At 45.6% G+C, this 16204-nt stretch carries 14 protein-coding genes; 6 read left to right on the top strand and 8 right to left on the bottom strand.

Annotated features, from left to right (window positions below; genetic code table 11):
- Positions 1-98: 98 nt before the first annotated feature.
- The 3 genes from ygjK to FR741_RS15810 all read right to left on the bottom strand — a co-directional run bounded on the left by ygjK (position 99) and on the right by FR741_RS15810 (position 5264).
- A complete protein-coding gene (gene ygjK / locus FR741_RS15820; RefSeq protein WP_167427167.1) occupies positions 99-2789 on the bottom strand; it encodes an alpha-glucosidase in 2691 nt (896 codons plus the stop codon).
- 115 nt (positions 2790-2904) lie between these two features.
- The gene (locus FR741_RS15815; protein ID WP_167427166.1) at positions 2905-3672 is read right to left on the bottom strand and encodes a transcriptional regulator; all 768 of its coding nucleotides are present in this window, start codon (positions 3670-3672) and stop codon (positions 2905-2907) included.
- 455 nt (positions 3673-4127) lie between these two features.
- Positions 4128-5264: an MBL fold metallo-hydrolase gene (locus FR741_RS15810; protein WP_167427851.1), complete on the bottom strand. Its 1137-nt coding sequence runs from the start codon at positions 5262-5264 to the stop codon at positions 4128-4130.
- A gap of 180 nt (positions 5265-5444) precedes the next feature.
- Here FR741_RS15810 and FR741_RS15805 point away from each other — a divergent pair, with 180 nt between their 5' ends.
- The gene (locus FR741_RS15805) at positions 5445-5690 is read left to right on the top strand and encodes a Rho-binding antiterminator (protein WP_005460845.1); all 246 of its coding nucleotides are present in this window, start codon (positions 5445-5447) and stop codon (positions 5688-5690) included.
- 96 nt (positions 5691-5786) lie between these two features.
- On the opposite strand, the gene FR741_RS15800 is transcribed toward FR741_RS15805, so the two are convergent.
- From FR741_RS15800 to ompW, 3 genes are all read right to left on the bottom strand, one after another.
- The gene (locus FR741_RS15800) at positions 5787-7277 is read right to left on the bottom strand and encodes an MDR family MFS transporter (RefSeq protein WP_167427165.1); all 1491 of its coding nucleotides are present in this window, start codon (positions 7275-7277) and stop codon (positions 5787-5789) included.
- Entirely contained in the window at positions 7274-8299 is a 1026-nt protein-coding gene (locus FR741_RS15795; protein WP_167427164.1) for an HlyD family secretion protein, read from the bottom strand. Before FR741_RS15795 ends, FR741_RS15800 begins: the two co-directional genes overlap by 4 nt.
- Before the next feature lie 214 nt (positions 8300-8513).
- Positions 8514-9158, bottom strand: coding sequence for an outer membrane protein OmpW (ompW, locus tag FR741_RS15790; protein WP_167427163.1), 645 nt, complete (start codon positions 9156-9158; stop codon positions 8514-8516).
- A 496-nt stretch (positions 9159-9654) separates the two neighbouring features.
- On the opposite strand from ompW, the gene FR741_RS15785 reads away from it, so the two are divergent.
- Genes FR741_RS15785 through FR741_RS15775 form a run of 3 tightly spaced genes read left to right on the top strand, consistent with a single transcriptional unit; the run spans position 9655 to position 11285 of the window.
- On the top strand, positions 9655-10305 hold the full coding sequence (locus FR741_RS15785; protein WP_167427162.1) for a Qnr family pentapeptide repeat protein: 651 nt from the start codon (positions 9655-9657) through the stop codon (positions 10303-10305).
- Positions 10306-10314: 9 nt separating this feature from the next.
- The gene (locus FR741_RS15780) at positions 10315-10626 is read left to right on the top strand and encodes a cupin domain-containing protein (RefSeq protein ID WP_048625536.1); all 312 of its coding nucleotides are present in this window, start codon (positions 10315-10317) and stop codon (positions 10624-10626) included.
- 38 nt (positions 10627-10664) lie between these two features.
- Positions 10665-11285, top strand: a complete 621-nt coding sequence (locus FR741_RS15775) for an HAD-IB family hydrolase (RefSeq protein ID WP_048625535.1) — start codon at positions 10665-10667, stop codon at positions 11283-11285.
- 116 nt (positions 11286-11401) lie between these two features.
- On the opposite strand, the gene FR741_RS15770 is transcribed toward FR741_RS15775, so the two are convergent.
- A complete protein-coding gene (locus tag FR741_RS15770; protein ID WP_167427161.1) occupies positions 11402-12580 on the bottom strand; it encodes a lytic polysaccharide monooxygenase in 1179 nt (392 codons plus the stop codon).
- A 215-nt stretch (positions 12581-12795) separates the two neighbouring features.
- Complete coding sequence (locus FR741_RS15765; protein ID WP_029862756.1) at positions 12796-13236, bottom strand: Lrp/AsnC family transcriptional regulator; 441 nt, start codon at positions 13234-13236, stop codon at positions 12796-12798.
- A 114-nt stretch (positions 13237-13350) separates the two neighbouring features.
- Between FR741_RS15765 and FR741_RS15760 the strand changes: the two genes are divergently transcribed.
- A complete protein-coding gene (locus FR741_RS15760) occupies positions 13351-13935 on the top strand; it encodes a LysE family translocator (RefSeq protein ID WP_006740964.1) in 585 nt (194 codons plus the stop codon).
- Positions 13936-14190: 255 nt separating this feature from the next.
- Complete coding sequence (locus FR741_RS15755) at positions 14191-16113, top strand: S9 family peptidase (RefSeq protein ID WP_167427160.1); 1923 nt, start codon at positions 14191-14193, stop codon at positions 16111-16113.
- The last annotated feature ends 91 nt before the right edge of the window (positions 16114-16204 follow it).

Raw genomic sequence — 16204 nt, 5'->3', positions numbered from 1 at the left:
TGCCAATACAGTCCGGTTTGTCTTATTTATCACTGAATTATCGTTCGTTAAGCGCTACGAATGCTAGGGGGTCATCCAAAGCGCCTAATGTGTGCGATCTAGTTTTTGAAGAATCCGTTGTACATCATGTACAAATGCGCCGCAGACCAAGAAAAGTTCGACGCACCTTGTACCGCGCCCGTCTCTGGGTTGTAGTTTTCACGAATTGGCATGTCACCCGTCATACCTTCTGCGTTGTTAAACAACTCATTCGCCATTGCAATCGCTTCTTCTTTGTAGCCGTAGTTTTCCATTGCACGGAAGCCAAAGTACACTTGATCTAGCCACACGCGACCACGCCAGTACACATCTTTACCGTAAGCAGGGTTGGTTTGCGATGCGGTCGGCAAAGGCACACCCGTTCCTTGGAATTTATCTGGCGTGTTGAACTCGTCTTGATCACGCATCACCGCGATCACTTTATCGGCATGCTCTTGCGTTGCTGCACCATTAAACAGCGGCGACCAACCTTCAGGGCCACGTCCACGCTCTACAATCGGCAAACCCGCACAGCCATTTGCAAGAGGCTCAGGAGTAGTGCCATCTTCAGCCACATTTAAGTGAATGTCGTAGAAGAATCCTGTGCTTTCATCAAACATACATTGGTTAATGTACGTCTTGATTTTTTCTGCGCCGTTAAGGAATTCTTGCGCACGATCTTTACCTTCTACGCCATCGGACACCAACTTCGCCATTTCCGCTAAGTATTTGTTGTCTGAGTACATGTAAGAGGCTTGATCCACCGATTCTTGCAGCATAGAGAAGCCAAGCAGCTCACCGTCCGCTGCGTTATTGTTGGTGCGGTTTTCTGCAAAACGAACTTCCCAATCTTTCTTCGCTAGATCGAGTTTCGCTAAGTTTTCCGCTGACGTATTGCTGTACACCCACTCTTCGCCTTCCAGCTTGATGCTGTTATCAAAGCCGTACGCACTTGCCGCGTAGCGACCAAGTTGATCCACATTTCTGTCTGGATTACTGATGTCTTCAGCTTGCGAATTCATGTTGTGGATATTGTAGATAAAGCCAAAACGAGCCGCGTTATCCATGCCCGATTCCCAGCCCGCCGCTTCTTGTGCGCCGACGTGAATCGTCATGTAATCCACTTCATCGAGAATCTTATTGTAAGACGCCATGCCTTTTACTTTGTAAGAATTGCCGTTTTGCTCGATGATGTCTTCTGCAGGAATAATGGTCGTGAAGTTAGGATCGCGCGTTTCTACCCAAACGTACATCACGCCTTCTTCCGTGTTGTGTGCTGGGTCTACTGCCGCGCCGTATTCAGGCACACCATTTTGGTTGTGGTCGCGGTTGGATAGCCACCAATCGTGGTATGCCACCAACTTCGGATACATTTCATCAATGAATTTTTGCGCGTCTTCTGGGCGATCAAACTGGTTCACGAGAGCGTAATACACCTCCATCACAGACCATGCCGCCAACGATGGTTTCGTATTGCGTTCGTTCCAGTTTTCAGAGCCAGCACCACCACGACTAACAGGTTTGGTGTACGTCAACACATCCAGCAAGTAGCCTTTATCTTGCGGACGAATCTTGTCATCAGCTTGAACTTGCTCTTGGAATACCGTGCGAATGTTGTCCATCGCAACATCTGGGTTGAAATGCGCCATCGCGTACGCTCGTTTCCACGAATCCCACGGCCATGTTAAGTTACCAGAGAACCAACGCGCAGTGACCGATGGCGTGACTGTCGCTTGTTCAATATCGCCCGCCGCAGAGCGCCAGTTACCGTTTAGGGTCTCCATCGCTTTTACCGCTACGCGAGCTTGGTCTGCTGTCGCTTCTTTGTTGATAAGACCATTCGCTAAATAGCCGTCCCAACGCGCTTTCGACGCTTCCATGTATTGAGTTGGATTCGCCAATACATCTTGCAATTTCAACGATTCTAACTGCACTTCTTTCGCATTGTGCAGGTTAGAATACGCCGTATAAACCGCCGATGTTTGCTCAGCTGGTAGGCTCATCTCCGCGGTAGAACTGAATGAGGTTTCGTTGGTGAACGTCTTCGTCGGTAGAGAACGAGTAATGCGGAACTCGGCATCGCGGTCATTACGGATCGCCCAGTTGTCTTTCATCTCGCTAAAGTTAATTTTAATGCCGTTTTCGATGGTCGAAATCTGGCGCTTGTAATCTGGGTAGTACTGCGCCACGGTTTGGTCTTTGCGCGTCGACAGCGCGTATTTCACCAACTCGCCGTCCCACTCCAACGCCAAGTTCATATCACGATCAGTTTTGTTAGTGATGAGCGTTTCCACCAGCGAAGAGCGGTCAGTCACGAAGCGCAGCACCATTTGCACGTGAATATCGTCCAAGTCCAACACCTGCACTAACGCACCTGGAATGGAATAGACTTTCGCTTCTGCGTTCGATAAATCGTAAGTTTGGCCACTCACTTTGTCGGTCAACGTGAGCTTGTCGAACGTTTGGCCAGACATAAAATGCGCGTACTCTTGCGTCACTTGCATAATACCGCCGAAAGCGCCATAACCCGCCGCATCTTCAGGTAGCAAATGGCCATGCCACGCGCCGTTGTCCGTGAGTGCATTGTACTTCAGGTTCGAATAACTGTCGTAATCACGCAGGTAAGTTGGATTACCAGTGCGATCAATCACGTTAGTAAATTCTGACGTTGGCGCCTGTGGTAAACGGATTTCAGTTTTATCATTGGAACCACATCCAACAAGCGAAATAGTAGCCCCGATCAGAATGGCAAGTGTGCTCTTTTTAAACATACTTTTTCCCTATTATTTACGTTATTTTTATATTCTCATTTATATAAATGAGTGTTTTTAGTGTGCAGAAGCCCGGCTCGCACTAAATAAGCACAAGCTTCCGATAATTATTCTTTTATTTTTCTTTAGCGACAGTGATGGATTTTAATAAATCGCCATTAATATTCGGAATTGTGTCAGCCAAAAATATCTGATTACCAGGTGTAAAAGTGAGTAAAACGTTTTTTAGGCGTTGACTGTTTTCACTGGTTTTATTTTGAACATCAAACTCAATTAATTTGTTGTACACTTCATTTGCCAGTTTTTCTTCTTGTTCTTCGGTAATCGCAATACGTCCAACACAAATTGGAGGTCGAATATCGTGGCTAAACACTTCTTCACGAAAGCGCTGTGCAAATAGCGAGTCTAAATTTGAACCTTCTTCAAAAATAAAGCGGCCTGTATCTTTAAATTGATAGTGTTTATCCCCTTTCAGTTCAATGTAATCCATCATTTCTAGTGCACGTAAATAGAGCGCAACGGAAGTATCACTCAGCTGGTATCTCCGAGCGATCTCTTCTAAAGACCACTCAGGTCGACGCAAAAGATAAAGAAAATCAAATAAGTGAGGATATTGATGGAAAATCTCACTGTTGGTGTCGGTGATAAACTGTTCACTCTCTTGCTGCAGCTGCTTACCTCGCATGGATAACTCAACCAAATCCGTATCAAGGTGCGTGGCGTACAACAAGATTTTATCTAAACCAAGAGACGTATTGTGAAGCTGCCTTTTTATAGTAGAAAGCGGGATTCCAAGTCCAATAGAAAGCTCGGAATATCCAATGCCTTTTTCTTTTATTTTTTCTCGTAAAGCAGCAAGTAAATACGTTGCAGAATTATTCATCTAACAATGCCTGTATTTTATTTATTCAGCATCCATGATGATAAATTCAAGAGAGTCCTACTCTTGTGATTTTGGTCTCAATATTCTATCTTGTTGGCGTAAAACATATCTTATCCATTAAATTTTTTACTTTTCTTTAACTGGATGTATTTTACCCAATCTGAACAAGTTATGGACATTGCTCTATGGGCTTATCAAGATAATAGTCAGTATAATTGTTTTGAAGAGTAAAATTAAGATGGCAAAGATTTTTACTAAAACTTTTCTGATAAGAGCGCAAATTTTCATATGAAAAGTATCAAAAAATGACACCAATCGATTTATAAAAGCGTGAGATCACAATTGGAAAGTGAACCTATGGAAATTTTGAATTTCAATGACCAGTAAAAACCTTGTTATATTCTGAAAATAACAAGGTTAATTTATAAAATAATTATTGAAGTAAGATCATGTTATTAAGTAAAAATTATATCTGGCTCACATATTTCTTTTTCTCGCCACCATTGTTTATTTATATGTTCTTGATGAACGTAAAAACTCTCCCCCGGCATTGGCGTCAGCAGCGTTATATGTTCTTTTTGACAATGGGTAAGCAAATCTAAAATCGGTTCGTCCCAGCGGTGAGTAAACAGTTCGTATGTAGCCCAATGTACTGGCAACAGTTTTTTCGCATTTAAATCGCGAAACGCTTGCACGGTATGATGAGCCTGCATGTGCCCCCAGTTTTCGACCGGATAACCTTGGTCTTTCACATCGGCAGCCACTTCCAAACAGGCAATGTCGATTGGCCCACATCGCTGTGCGATCTCAGAAAAGTGCGAATCGTAAGCTGAATCGCCACTAAAATAGAGCGTCTCTTCTTTGCCTTTGATGACCCAAGAAGCCCACAAGGTCGAGTTTTTATCGAAATAAGTACGACCCGAATTATGGTTAGCGGGCGTACAAATCAGTTCGATTCCAGCATAGTGCACGCTATCCCACCAATCGAATTCCACGATGTTGTCTGCGCAAACGCCCCATTTTATCAGATGCTTGCCAACCCCTAAGGGCACATAAAACGTCACGGGTTTATCGGCGTAGAAACGTATGGTCGACGCTTCTAAATGGTCGTAATGATCGTGCGAAATCACGATAATTTCAGGAATCGGCAAACAATCTCTGGCGTGAGTATTGGGAATATTGCGTTCAAACCACGCTTTTGCGATGAACGGAGAAGCGTAATCAAATACCGGATCGGTCAGAATTCGAATGCCATCGACCTCCACCAGCATAGTGGAATGGCCCAGCCAAGTAAGGCGCATCGATTCACTTCGCTGCGCAAACTGCGTGGGTTGAATTGGGGAATGTGGCAGATGTTCGTTAGGACTCAACGGTGTTCTACCACCAAGATAACTCCAACAAACCTGCCAGAACGATTGCGGACTAGGGACATTTGGCATCTCGTTTTTAACGCGGCCGTTTTCAAATTGAGGCGAGTGGTGAACACGGTGCGCCAACTGCTCATGGTAGGTTTGAGGCGGAATCAGTGAACTTGGCTTTTGTGTCTTTTGTTCACTCGTTAGGTATGTGCGCTTAAGTATCGTCTCAGACATATCGTTGTTTTGTCTCGCTTGCGAACGCTCAACAGTAGGTTTATTAAAACGTGCGTGTATGTCTATTTCGTGACCAAAATGAGGTGTAAGATGAAGATTCAGTTTCAATCAAACGTCTTCTATTTAAGGATACGGTTCTCAAACCTTCTGAATACTGCGTCGGTTTGAAAGGAGAAAACTATGGTGACTTGCAGCCAATACGATTTTATTGAAATCGCCTGTATGTTTAAGCTCCCTATCGAGATCACACTAAAAAATGGTGAAACTCATCAGGGCAACGCGTTCGACACAGGCTACGACATGCAGCGACAAGAGTGCTTGTTTTTAGATATGGATGGTGAGCACACCGCTTTCCCGACTGAACAATTAGTCGCAATGCGCGCGCTCAAAGCCAATCCGCATTTTGACGAAGTGACGTTTGAGTAAACGTTCTTCTTTCACTGACGCCGTCCAATAAAAAACGCCTCTCAAGCTGACACAACTTGAGAGGCGTTCTCTTACACGGTTCACCTGAACTTGTTGTTATTCACGCGACCGGATGAAAACTAGCATCGGCATCATGATCACGAACATCACTCCCACAAGCTGGAAGGTGTGCACAAACGCGACCATTTGCGATTGCTGCTGCAACATCTGTTGGTATTGGTCTAACGCAACCGGGTCAGTAATGGAAAGCCCCTGATTGGCCGCCCAGTCATGCAAGTTGGGGTTATAAGGATTAATACCCTCTCCCAGCGCATGCCATTGCTGCTGACTATCTCGATATTGGAACGTGGTGGCGATAGAAATACCAAACGAACTACCAATGGTACGGAACAGATTGTAAATGCTCGCCGCCGCGACAGATTGCTCTTTCGGAATCGTTAAATACGCCAAGGTGGACAGCGTCGAGAAGGTTAAACCAAGCCCCATGCCCTGAATCATACTCGGCATCACAATCCAAAATGTATCGATCTGCAGTGAGTATTGCGTCATCAAATAACTACCAATCCCGATGCAGCTCAAGCCAAAGACTATTTTGATTCTGGGATCGAATTGCGGATTGAGTTTAATCACCAAAATCAACATCGCCGCTGACGCCAATCCACGCGGTGCCATTAACAAGCCAGTGGTTGAGACCGGATAATTCAGCAAGCTTTCCAACAACATCGGTTGTTGAGTCGTCAGACCAAACATCGCCATCGACACCACAGCAATCATCAGCGACGAGACCATAAGATTTCGGTCTTTAAGCAGCCATAATGGCGCTATTGGGCTTTTGGTTTTCCAACTGCGATGGATCCACATGACCAATCCCATGACCGCGAGCAATATCGCCGTCTGAATCATGCGTGAGTTGAGCCAGTCTTCTTCGTTACCTTTATCCAACACAAACTGCAACGCGCCCACACCTAACGCCATGTAACCGATGATCCACCAGTCAAAGTTAGGTTTGGATTTGTTGTCGATATGGATATAGCGATAAATCAAAGAGGTACAGATCAAACCGAATGGCAAGTTGATGTAAAAAATCCAGCGCCAGTTAATGTTGTCGGTGATCACACCACCTACAACTGGGCCCAAAATAGGACCAAGCAAAATGCCGATGGAGAAAATCGCCATCGCTTTGCCTTTTTGCTCATACGGATAGATCTGCACTAACGTCGACTGCGCCAATGGAATCACCGACGCGCCGAAAGCGCCTTGGATAATGCGAAATAGCACCATCTCTTCAAGAGACTGTGCTTGCCCACAAAGCGCACTGGCAATCACAAAACCGATCACAGCAACCAGCATGACTTTGCGTTCACCAAAGCGCGACACCCAGAAACTGGTCATCGGAATGAAGATCGCTTCCGCCATGCTGTAACCCGTCAGCACCCACGTAATTTGGTCTGCTGTTGCGCCCAACGCGCCCATCATGTGCGATAGCGACACGTTCGCAACGGTCATATCGATTAACACCATGATGGCAGAAAGCATCACGGCGACGGTGGCAATCCCCCGTTTGTCTGCCGTAATTTGATGGTTCATTGCACGCTACTTTGCAAATCAATGGTGACTTCTGAGCTCGCACCCACGCGAAGTTGCGGCGCATGAGCCGGTACTTCTAATGCCAAACGTACAGGGAAACGCTGTTTGATTTTAACCCAGTTACCCGTTGCGTTTTCTGGTGGCATCAAGGAGAACGACGTACCACTCGCAGGTGATAGCTGTTCTACCGTTGCTTTCCACACCACGTCTGGGTACATATCAATCACCACATCCGCATGCATGCCAGGTTTAATGTGAGTAAGATCGGTTTCTTTAAAATTCGCGCGTACCCAATAGCTATCTTTTAAAATCACAGGGAACAGCGTTTGACCCACGCTAACGACCGAGCCTACGTGCGTATTGATCTCACCGGCAATGCCATCCACTGGTGACGTAATGTCGGTGTAGCTCAAGTTCAGCTCCGCTTGCGCTAACTGTGCTGCCGCTTGTTGAACAACCGCAGCCTCTGCGCCTTCTTCACCACGGTTCGCAATGGCTTTTTCTACCGTCGCGCGCGCTTGCTCCAGACTCGCTTGGGCATTGGCAAGTTTGTTTTTCGCCGTATCTAAATCTTGGTCCGAGGCCAGTTTGCGTTTCACCAAGGAATCCGTACGTTTGTATTCTACTTGCGCTTCTGTCAGGTTAGAGCGCGCCGCATCTAAGCCCGCAACGGCTTCAGTTACCTGCTTATCGGCAACGTCATGTTGCTGGACCGCCAATTGGTATGCCGCTTTTGCTTGCTTCACTGCCAACAAATATGGACGTGAATCTATCTTCAGCAGTAGGTCACCTTTGTTAACAGATTGGAAATCTTTGACATCCACAGAAACCACTTGGCCTTTTACTTGAGGCGCTACCGACAAAATTTTTGCCCTAACGTAGGCATCTTCCGTGCTTGGATGACTGTCTGAATACTGCCAAGACCAATACATCGCACCAAATGCGATAACACAGAGAGTAAAGAAAAGAGTTTTTACCAGCTTAGATCTGGAGGAAGAATGCTTCGCTATGTCGCCGCTCATTTATATTGTCCACTTGTTCAATTATGTGATCAGTGTAGGACTTTTCGATCTTCCGACAATAAAATGATCTGCAAGGTAAAGATCCAATTTTGCATGTTGCTAAGTGGAGTAAATGATGTGCAATCAAAACGAGGATAAAAAAGAGGGGCAGTCCCCGTAACCGCCCCCAAAGTCATGCCAATAATAGTAATGTGCGTGTAACTACTGGTTTTTCTTAGAACTTGTAACCGCCGCTGATCATAAATACCCAAGGGTTAATTTTGACGTCGGTTTTTTGCTTCGCTCCACCTGCTTTGTAAGTTGCTTCTGTTTCAATGTTTGCGTACCACGCAGCAGCGTTGAGGAACCATTGATCGTTAATCATGTAGTCCACACCAATATTCGCTGCTAGACCGAATGAGTCCTCCAACTTAAGATCTGAAAGGCCAGCGCCTTTACCCGTGCTATTGAAACCCTCATCAAAGAACATGGTGTAGTTGAGACCTGCACCAACATATGGACGGAACTTACTTTGTGGCTCGCCAAAGTAGTACTGCACCATTAGCGTTGGTGGAAGATGTTTGGTGTCCGCGATATCACCAAGACCTAACAAATCTGTTGAGATATCGTGGCTGAATGGTGTTGCTGCTAGAAGCTCTAGGCTGATGTTATCTGTGAACATGTAGCCAAACGTCAAACCAAGCTGCGTATTTGAATCCACTTTCAATTCTTCTTGAGAACCAAGAATCTTATCGCTGCTGTCATTTGGAACGACAGACGCCGCACCAACACGAAGAACGAAGTCACCTTGTTTATGAGCGAAAACACTTGGTGACACGAGTGCAGCAACCACTGCTAGACTGCAGATTGTTTTTTTCATTTTTTATTTCCTTTTATAGGGCTTCGTTATGTCGTACCCAAAGGTGTGCCTGCTGACTGGCCTTAGATTTCAAGTAAACTCATCGCCTTGAAGCACACGGGCATCTATATTTTTTTGAGCTGCGCGCAATCTAGCACATAGAAACCCTACTATTTTGATGGAAATCAATTTGTGAAAAATATAGGTTTTTTGTATAGAGAAACGCCATACCGATCAACAAATTATGCAAATCGGATACAATCCTGTAATGCAAACTGTGCGTGTGAGAAGCTATACATGCTCAACAACACGAATCCTCTCGCTAAGGTCCGTAGACAGCAAAAACTTTTTTCTTCCTCTACGTCTTCTATTTTCAAAAAACCACCTACTTAAAACGCTCATTTGACCCCTTAAAATCGCGATTTGAGGGGTTTGTAAAACACTGAAATACAAGAAGTTATTTTTCTGGAAAATCAGTCACTTGGAGTGCTAGTCTGCTCGCAGCTAAGGAGAAGATATGTTAAAAACCGATCTCATTTTTGAACGAGAAAACTTTTCTCATCACGATTTTCAGAATGCCATCTTTAAAAACTGCCACTTTTATATGTGCAGTTTCGACCATGCCGATCTGCGCGATGCTAAGTTCATCGACTGTCGCTTTATCGAATCCAAAGCGCTAGAGGGGTGTAGTTTTCGCTTCGCGAACTTAAAAGATGCCAGCTTTACAAACTGTATGTTGGCGATGAGCCTGTTTAACGGCGCAAATTGTATGGGCTTGGAGCTGCGTAAGTGCGATCTCAAAGGGGCAAACTTCCAAGGTGCGAACTTTGCTAATCGCGTCAGTAACACCATGTTTTTCTGTTCTGCTTTTATTACTGGCTGCAACCTCACCTACTGTAACTTCGAGCGAGTGTTACTAGAAAAATGTGACCTCTTTGAAAACCGTTGGAACGGAGCGAACCTCGCGGGGGCAACTCTTAAAGGCTCGGATTTATCTCGCTGCGAATTCTCGCCAGAACAATGGGGAGCCTTTAACGTTGAGCAATGTGATCTGACTCATGTCGAACTAGACGGGCTGGATGTTCGCCGCGTTTCTCTGTTTGGTGTTAAAATTTGTGATTGGCAACAAGAGCAATTGCTTGCGCCTTTTGGACTGATCATTATCTAAGGAAAGGCCATGAACCTGTTTAAAGACTTACCGAATAACCTCGACGAGGAAGTGTTCGAAGACCTGCTGACCCACAAAAACCTGCGTATAGAACGCATTGTCTCAACAGGGCAAACCTCGCCCAAAAGTGGCTGGTACGATCAAGAAGAACATGAATGGGTATTGGTTCTTAAAGGAACTGGAGAGCTGACTTTTGAATCAGGTGCAGTGAAACGACTTGAGGCAGGCGATCACATTACGATTCCAGCTCATACTAAACACAAAGTGAGCTGGACTGACCCAACGCAAGAAACCATTTGGTTGGCAGTGTTTTATCAATAAACACAAAACGATCTTAAATCGAAAAATAGGCGCTGAATTTGCTCGATACTACCAAGCCGTCACTGGCACTGTTTGATTTTGATGGCACCATTACCCGAGAGGATATGTTTAGCCTTTTCCTCCACTATTCTGCTTATGGCCTGCGCAAGCGAGTAGGAAAGGTCGCTATCATGCCATTTTATGCGCTGTACAAACTCGGAGTGTTACCCGCTCGTCTTATGCGTCCGCTCAGCAGTTTTATTGCATTTTCAGGGAAAGAAACGCAGCAAATTGAAGCGATTGGCGCTCAGTTTGCCCATGAAGTGATCCCGCTGTACTTACGGCCAGAAGCGATGGAAAGGTTGGCGTGGCATCAACACAGAGGCGATACCATTGTGGTGGTGTCGGCATCACTCAATGCGTATCTCAAGCCTTGGTGTGAAGCGAACGGTTACCGCTTGCTGTGCAGTGAACTGATCTCAGAACAGCCAAAACTGAGTGGCTTTTACCAGCAAGGTGATTGCAGTTTAGAAAGAAAAGTCTCGCGCGTTAAGGCGGCGTTTTCGCTCGACGAGTTTGAGTCTATTTATGCCTACGGTGATACACACGAAGACATTCCGATGCTCAAACTGGCAGACTACGCGATGCTCAACTGGATCGAGTGGAGAGCAAGCGAATAACGATATGTGCTCTGATTTTCAAGACAACCACTCCGCCAAAGTGGTCGTTTTAGACTGAAAAAACAAACCCTTCTCACATGAGAAGGGTTTTATTGATCAGGGCCCGAATAAATGGCTTAACGCCATACACCCCATTGACCCGTTGTGCCTGGTTCCTCACCAGACGTCCACCACTGGGCAGTCCATTCTTTACCGTTGTGCGTCACCACATCACCTTGGTCGTAAACGGCCGTCTTGTCCCATAAGTTGGTTGGTTCAACTGGTGGCGGTACATCCGCTTTGATCAGTGACAACGCATAACTGAAGTCTGCGCTTGGCGCTAATACTTGGTTCGCATTCACGTTCTTACCATCGAACATGTAGTGGTTCATCTCTTGATGCCAAATGCCCACATACCAATCGCCCGTTTGCTGCGCGTTAAATTGATCCGCAATTTCTGCCGCCCAAGTCGTCGTATTGTTTGCGCTGATTGGCAGTGAAATATCAACAATTTCATTGCCTGTCGCATTAAGCGTACGGAAACGGATGGTGTCACCCGCTTCTACTGGTCCAAAACCTTGCTGAACAAAGTAGCCCAGAGATGTCAGATTATTACCCGGTTCGGTTGGATCAACGGGGTCAGTCGGCAGCGTCGTACCTGTTCCGTTTAACGTAATGTCACTACAGTTGTAGAAACCTTCACCAGCCACATCAATGCGCTGCCAACGAGTATAAAGCACTGCATCGCCCGAGCGCTCAGCTGGGAAAGTCACCTGTATACGGTAGCGTTTTTCCGCATCAACATACACATCACCTGCGGTGTCGATCAGCTCTAAATCACTCCAAGTAAGAGGCTTTGAATCATCATAGGTCGGCTTGGTGAGATAGAATTCCCAGTATGATGGGTTGTGCGGCGCCTTGCCGTAAAACACCAATTCAATCTGGTTATTTGCATCTGGCGTAACATTGGTGCGCTGCCAGTTTGGAGAAGGAATGTTCAAGCCTTTCTTAGCCGCATCTCCAGCAGAACACAGTTCGCCGTCACGGACTACGGCTTTAACATGCTCCATATCTCGGTAATTTGGTACGTTTGCTGCAATTTCACTGCGTTGCACAAACGGGTAAGCACCAGATTCTTCAAAAGCCGCTTTACACGCTTGGTTGGGGATCTCATTAGTCCAAAAACCACCGTCTAAATAACACGTATTCTGACGAGCACTTGGAAATTCTACCCAGCCGTGGGCGTTGACGTTAAATGAGCTCAATGCGGCAACAGCGCTTAAGCTCAAAAGAGGAAGTGTTACATGTGATTTCATCGTTCATCCTTAAATTTGCTGACTCGCCGCTCATGAACACAAGCGGTTTAAGCAAAACTAGCAGGATGAGATTATTTCGAAGGTGAGAATAAAGGTGGAAATTGTAAGAGTGCCATCTGCTTTCCAGCATTTGTTGTGTACTTATCTCATACTCGACTGACTCTTTCGAGTCACTTCAAATTCATGTGCCACAAAACCATGCCACTCTTGACCGACTAACGTTCGTCTTTCGGTGTGTCCATTACCACCATGGTTGTGATCGACTTGACGTGCTCACACTCACCCAGTACATCGGCATGGAACGCTTTATATGCGGCTAAACTTTGCGTTTCTACGCGTATTAAATATTCATTAGCTCCCGTAATATTGTGACATTCCACCACTTCATCCACAAAGCGCACGTGTTCTTCAAAACCAAGCTGTGCTTGCTTAGAGTGCGAGGCCAAACCAATCGACACATAAGCGACAAAACCCACGCCAAGTTGCTGATTATCCAGTACTGCTCGGTAGCCTTTGATCACGCCTTTACGCTCTAAATCTTGCACTCGGCGTAAGGTTGCAGACGGAGATAAACCAACGCGTTCCGACAGCTCCACATTGGAGATTCTTCCATCTCGTTTGAGCACTTGCAATATTCTTTCGTCAAATCTATCCATGATGATGTTTCATTGCTTATTTAGTTTCTAATCATCAAATAAAAGCACAATATTGACCTCAGTTCTACTTATAGTTGTTCTCAACTTATCGAGAACTGATTCAAGGAACAATCTATGGAATATCATCAACTGGGCGCTTTGGCGTTGTTCGCTTTTGTCTCCACTTTTACGCCGGGTCCCAATAACATTATGTTGATGACCTCAGGGGCAAATGTTGGATTTAAACGCACCATTCCACACATGTTGGGCATTACCTTCGGTTTTGGTGCCATGCTGATTTTAGTAGGCATTGGTTTGATGAGTCTCTTCAACGCTTACCCGATTACTCACTCCATTTTGAAAGTATTGAGCTTGAGTTATTTGCTGTACTTGACGTACAAAATCGCCACGAGCGGCAAAACCGAAGCAAAACACGATTTTCGCCCAATGTCTTTTTTAGGGGCGGTGGCATTCCAATGGGTGAACCCGAAGGGTTGGTCGATGGCGTTGACGGCCATTACGGTATACACCAGTGGCGGTTCTTGGCTTGAACTGACTTTTATCGCGGGTATCTTCTGCTTAGCTAACTTGCCATCGGTAACATTTTGGACTGCGGCAGGCATGCAACTTCAACGCTGGTTGACCACATCTAGGCGTGTAAAAGGGTTTAACTATGGGATGGCAGCGCTTTTACTGCTGTCGACTATCCCAATGATATAGAAGACAAAATATCCGTAAAACCGTGATCTAATACAAAGTTCAGGTAGATACTGAATCAATAATCATAATCTAACGCCACTTTTGGACAATGCCAGGGTCATAGTAGCGAAGCAATGCGCTATTTATTAAAAGCACGCTAATCATAAGCCACAGCTATTTTTATGTTCGTTGCTTGCTCGCAGTAACTGCGATGAATCTATCACCCTGGCCAAAAGCTCATGAGCTTAAGGTCCTTTACACAAGGAGCGTTACACAATGCACACTCGCAAGCTTATTCTTGCTGCCACTTTTGGATTATTATTGGCGGGTTGCAGTCAAACATCCACTACAACCGATGCTGAAATGATTCCACCCGAGTATCCAGTGGATTATTTCTTTAAAAACAGCGAAGTTTCTAGCTATCAAATCTCTCCTGCTGGTGACTACATCTCAATGATGAAGCCATGGCAAGACCGTAAGAACGTCTTTGTTTATCCCACAGATAACCCCGATCAGATAAAACGCGTCACATCCGTAACAGGGCGCGACATTGCATACTACTACTGGGTTGGCGAAGACACCGTAATTTACTCTCGTGATACGGGAGGAGATGAGAACTTTTATCTCGTGACGGTTAATGTCAAAACAGGCGAAGAGAAAACCATCACACCGACATCCGGTGTTGTGGCATACGTTATCGACACACTAGACAATCAACCCGATGACATTTTGATTTCGAGTAACGAGCGTAACCCGCAAGTCTTTGATGTCTATCGACATAATCTAAAAACAGGCGAAAATACTCTCGTCGCGCAAAACCCGGGCAATGTGCGCTCATGGGGTACCGATCACGATGGCAACATTCGTGTCATCACCACATCAGATGGTGTTAATACCTCCGTTTTATATCGCGATACGGTTGAAGATGAATTTAAGCCGCTAAAGAATCTCACTTTCAAAGAGAGCTTTAGCCCCATTTCATTCACGCCGGACAACAAAAACTTATATGTGGCATCACGAATTACGCGTGATAAATCAGCCATCGTTGAATACGATGTAAAAGCCAATAAAGAAATACGAGAAATCTTCTCTCACCCGGAAGTTGACGTGAATAGCGCTCACTACTCTGAAGCGCTTAATAAGCTGGTTTCAGTCTCTTACGTGACAGATAAAAACCACTATCACTTCTTAGATGATTCCTACCAACAAACCTTCGAGCGCCTCTCAGAGAAACTGCCAAATGTAGAAATTTCTGTAACCAGTGCGACGCGAGATGAAAGTAAAATGATTGTCGTCACCTACAGCGATGTCGATCGACCAAATTACTACTTCTACGATCGTAAAGCAGACAAATTGGAGAAATTGGCAGAAAACGCTCCATGGCATAAGCCAGAACATATGGCGAAGATGACGCCTATCCAATACACCGCTCGCGATGGAGAAACCATTCATGGGTACCTAACGCTGCCGAAGGGTCGAGAAGCCAAAGATCTGCCTTTGCTTGTGCTCCCACACGGTGGTCCATGGGCTCGTGATCACTGGGGATTTCAGCCTGAGGTACAATTATTCGCTAACCGTGGTATCGCCGTGCTGCAAATGAACTTCAGAGGCTCAACTGGTTATGGTCGCGAGTTTTGGGAGAAGTCGTTCAAGCAATGGGGACAATCCATGCAGGATGACATTACCGACGGTGTCAAATGGGCTACCGAACAAGGTTACGCACAAGATGGCAACGTATGTATTTATGGTGCCTCTTATGGCGGCTACGCAACTCTGGCGGGGGTGACATTCACTCCTGATTTGTATAAGTGCGGAATCGACTACGTTGGCGTATCTAACTTATTTACCTTTATGGACTCCATTCCACCTTATTGGGCACCATTCCTTGCAATGTTACACGAGCAAGTAGGCAATCCGAATGATCCTGAAGACGCGAAAATGATGAAAGCCTACTCACCAGTGTTCCATGTCGACCAAATTAAGGCACCCTTATTGGTTCTACAGGGAGCACAAGATCCACGCGTGGTGAAGAGCGAGTCAGACCAAATCGTTAATGCACTGCGTGAACGAGGCGTCGAGGTCGAATACATCGTGAAGGAAAATGAGGGGCACGGATTCCGCTCTTTAGAGAACCGTCTTGATGGTTACCAAGCGATGGATAGATTCCTAAAAACACATTTACTTGAGCAGACTCAGTAAGCCTTTACATCGTTAAGTTCGAGAGGGCATGTTGGCGTGCCCTTTCTTATTTTTTCTACGTATTTTGCTCGCCCCAGTCCCCAGTACTACT

The sequence above is a fragment of the Vibrio diabolicus genome (assembly GCF_011801455.1).
GTDB classification, from domain to species: Bacteria; Pseudomonadota; Gammaproteobacteria; order Enterobacterales; family Vibrionaceae; genus Vibrio; species Vibrio diabolicus.
This window is presented reverse-complemented; position numbering and strand designations above follow the sequence as displayed.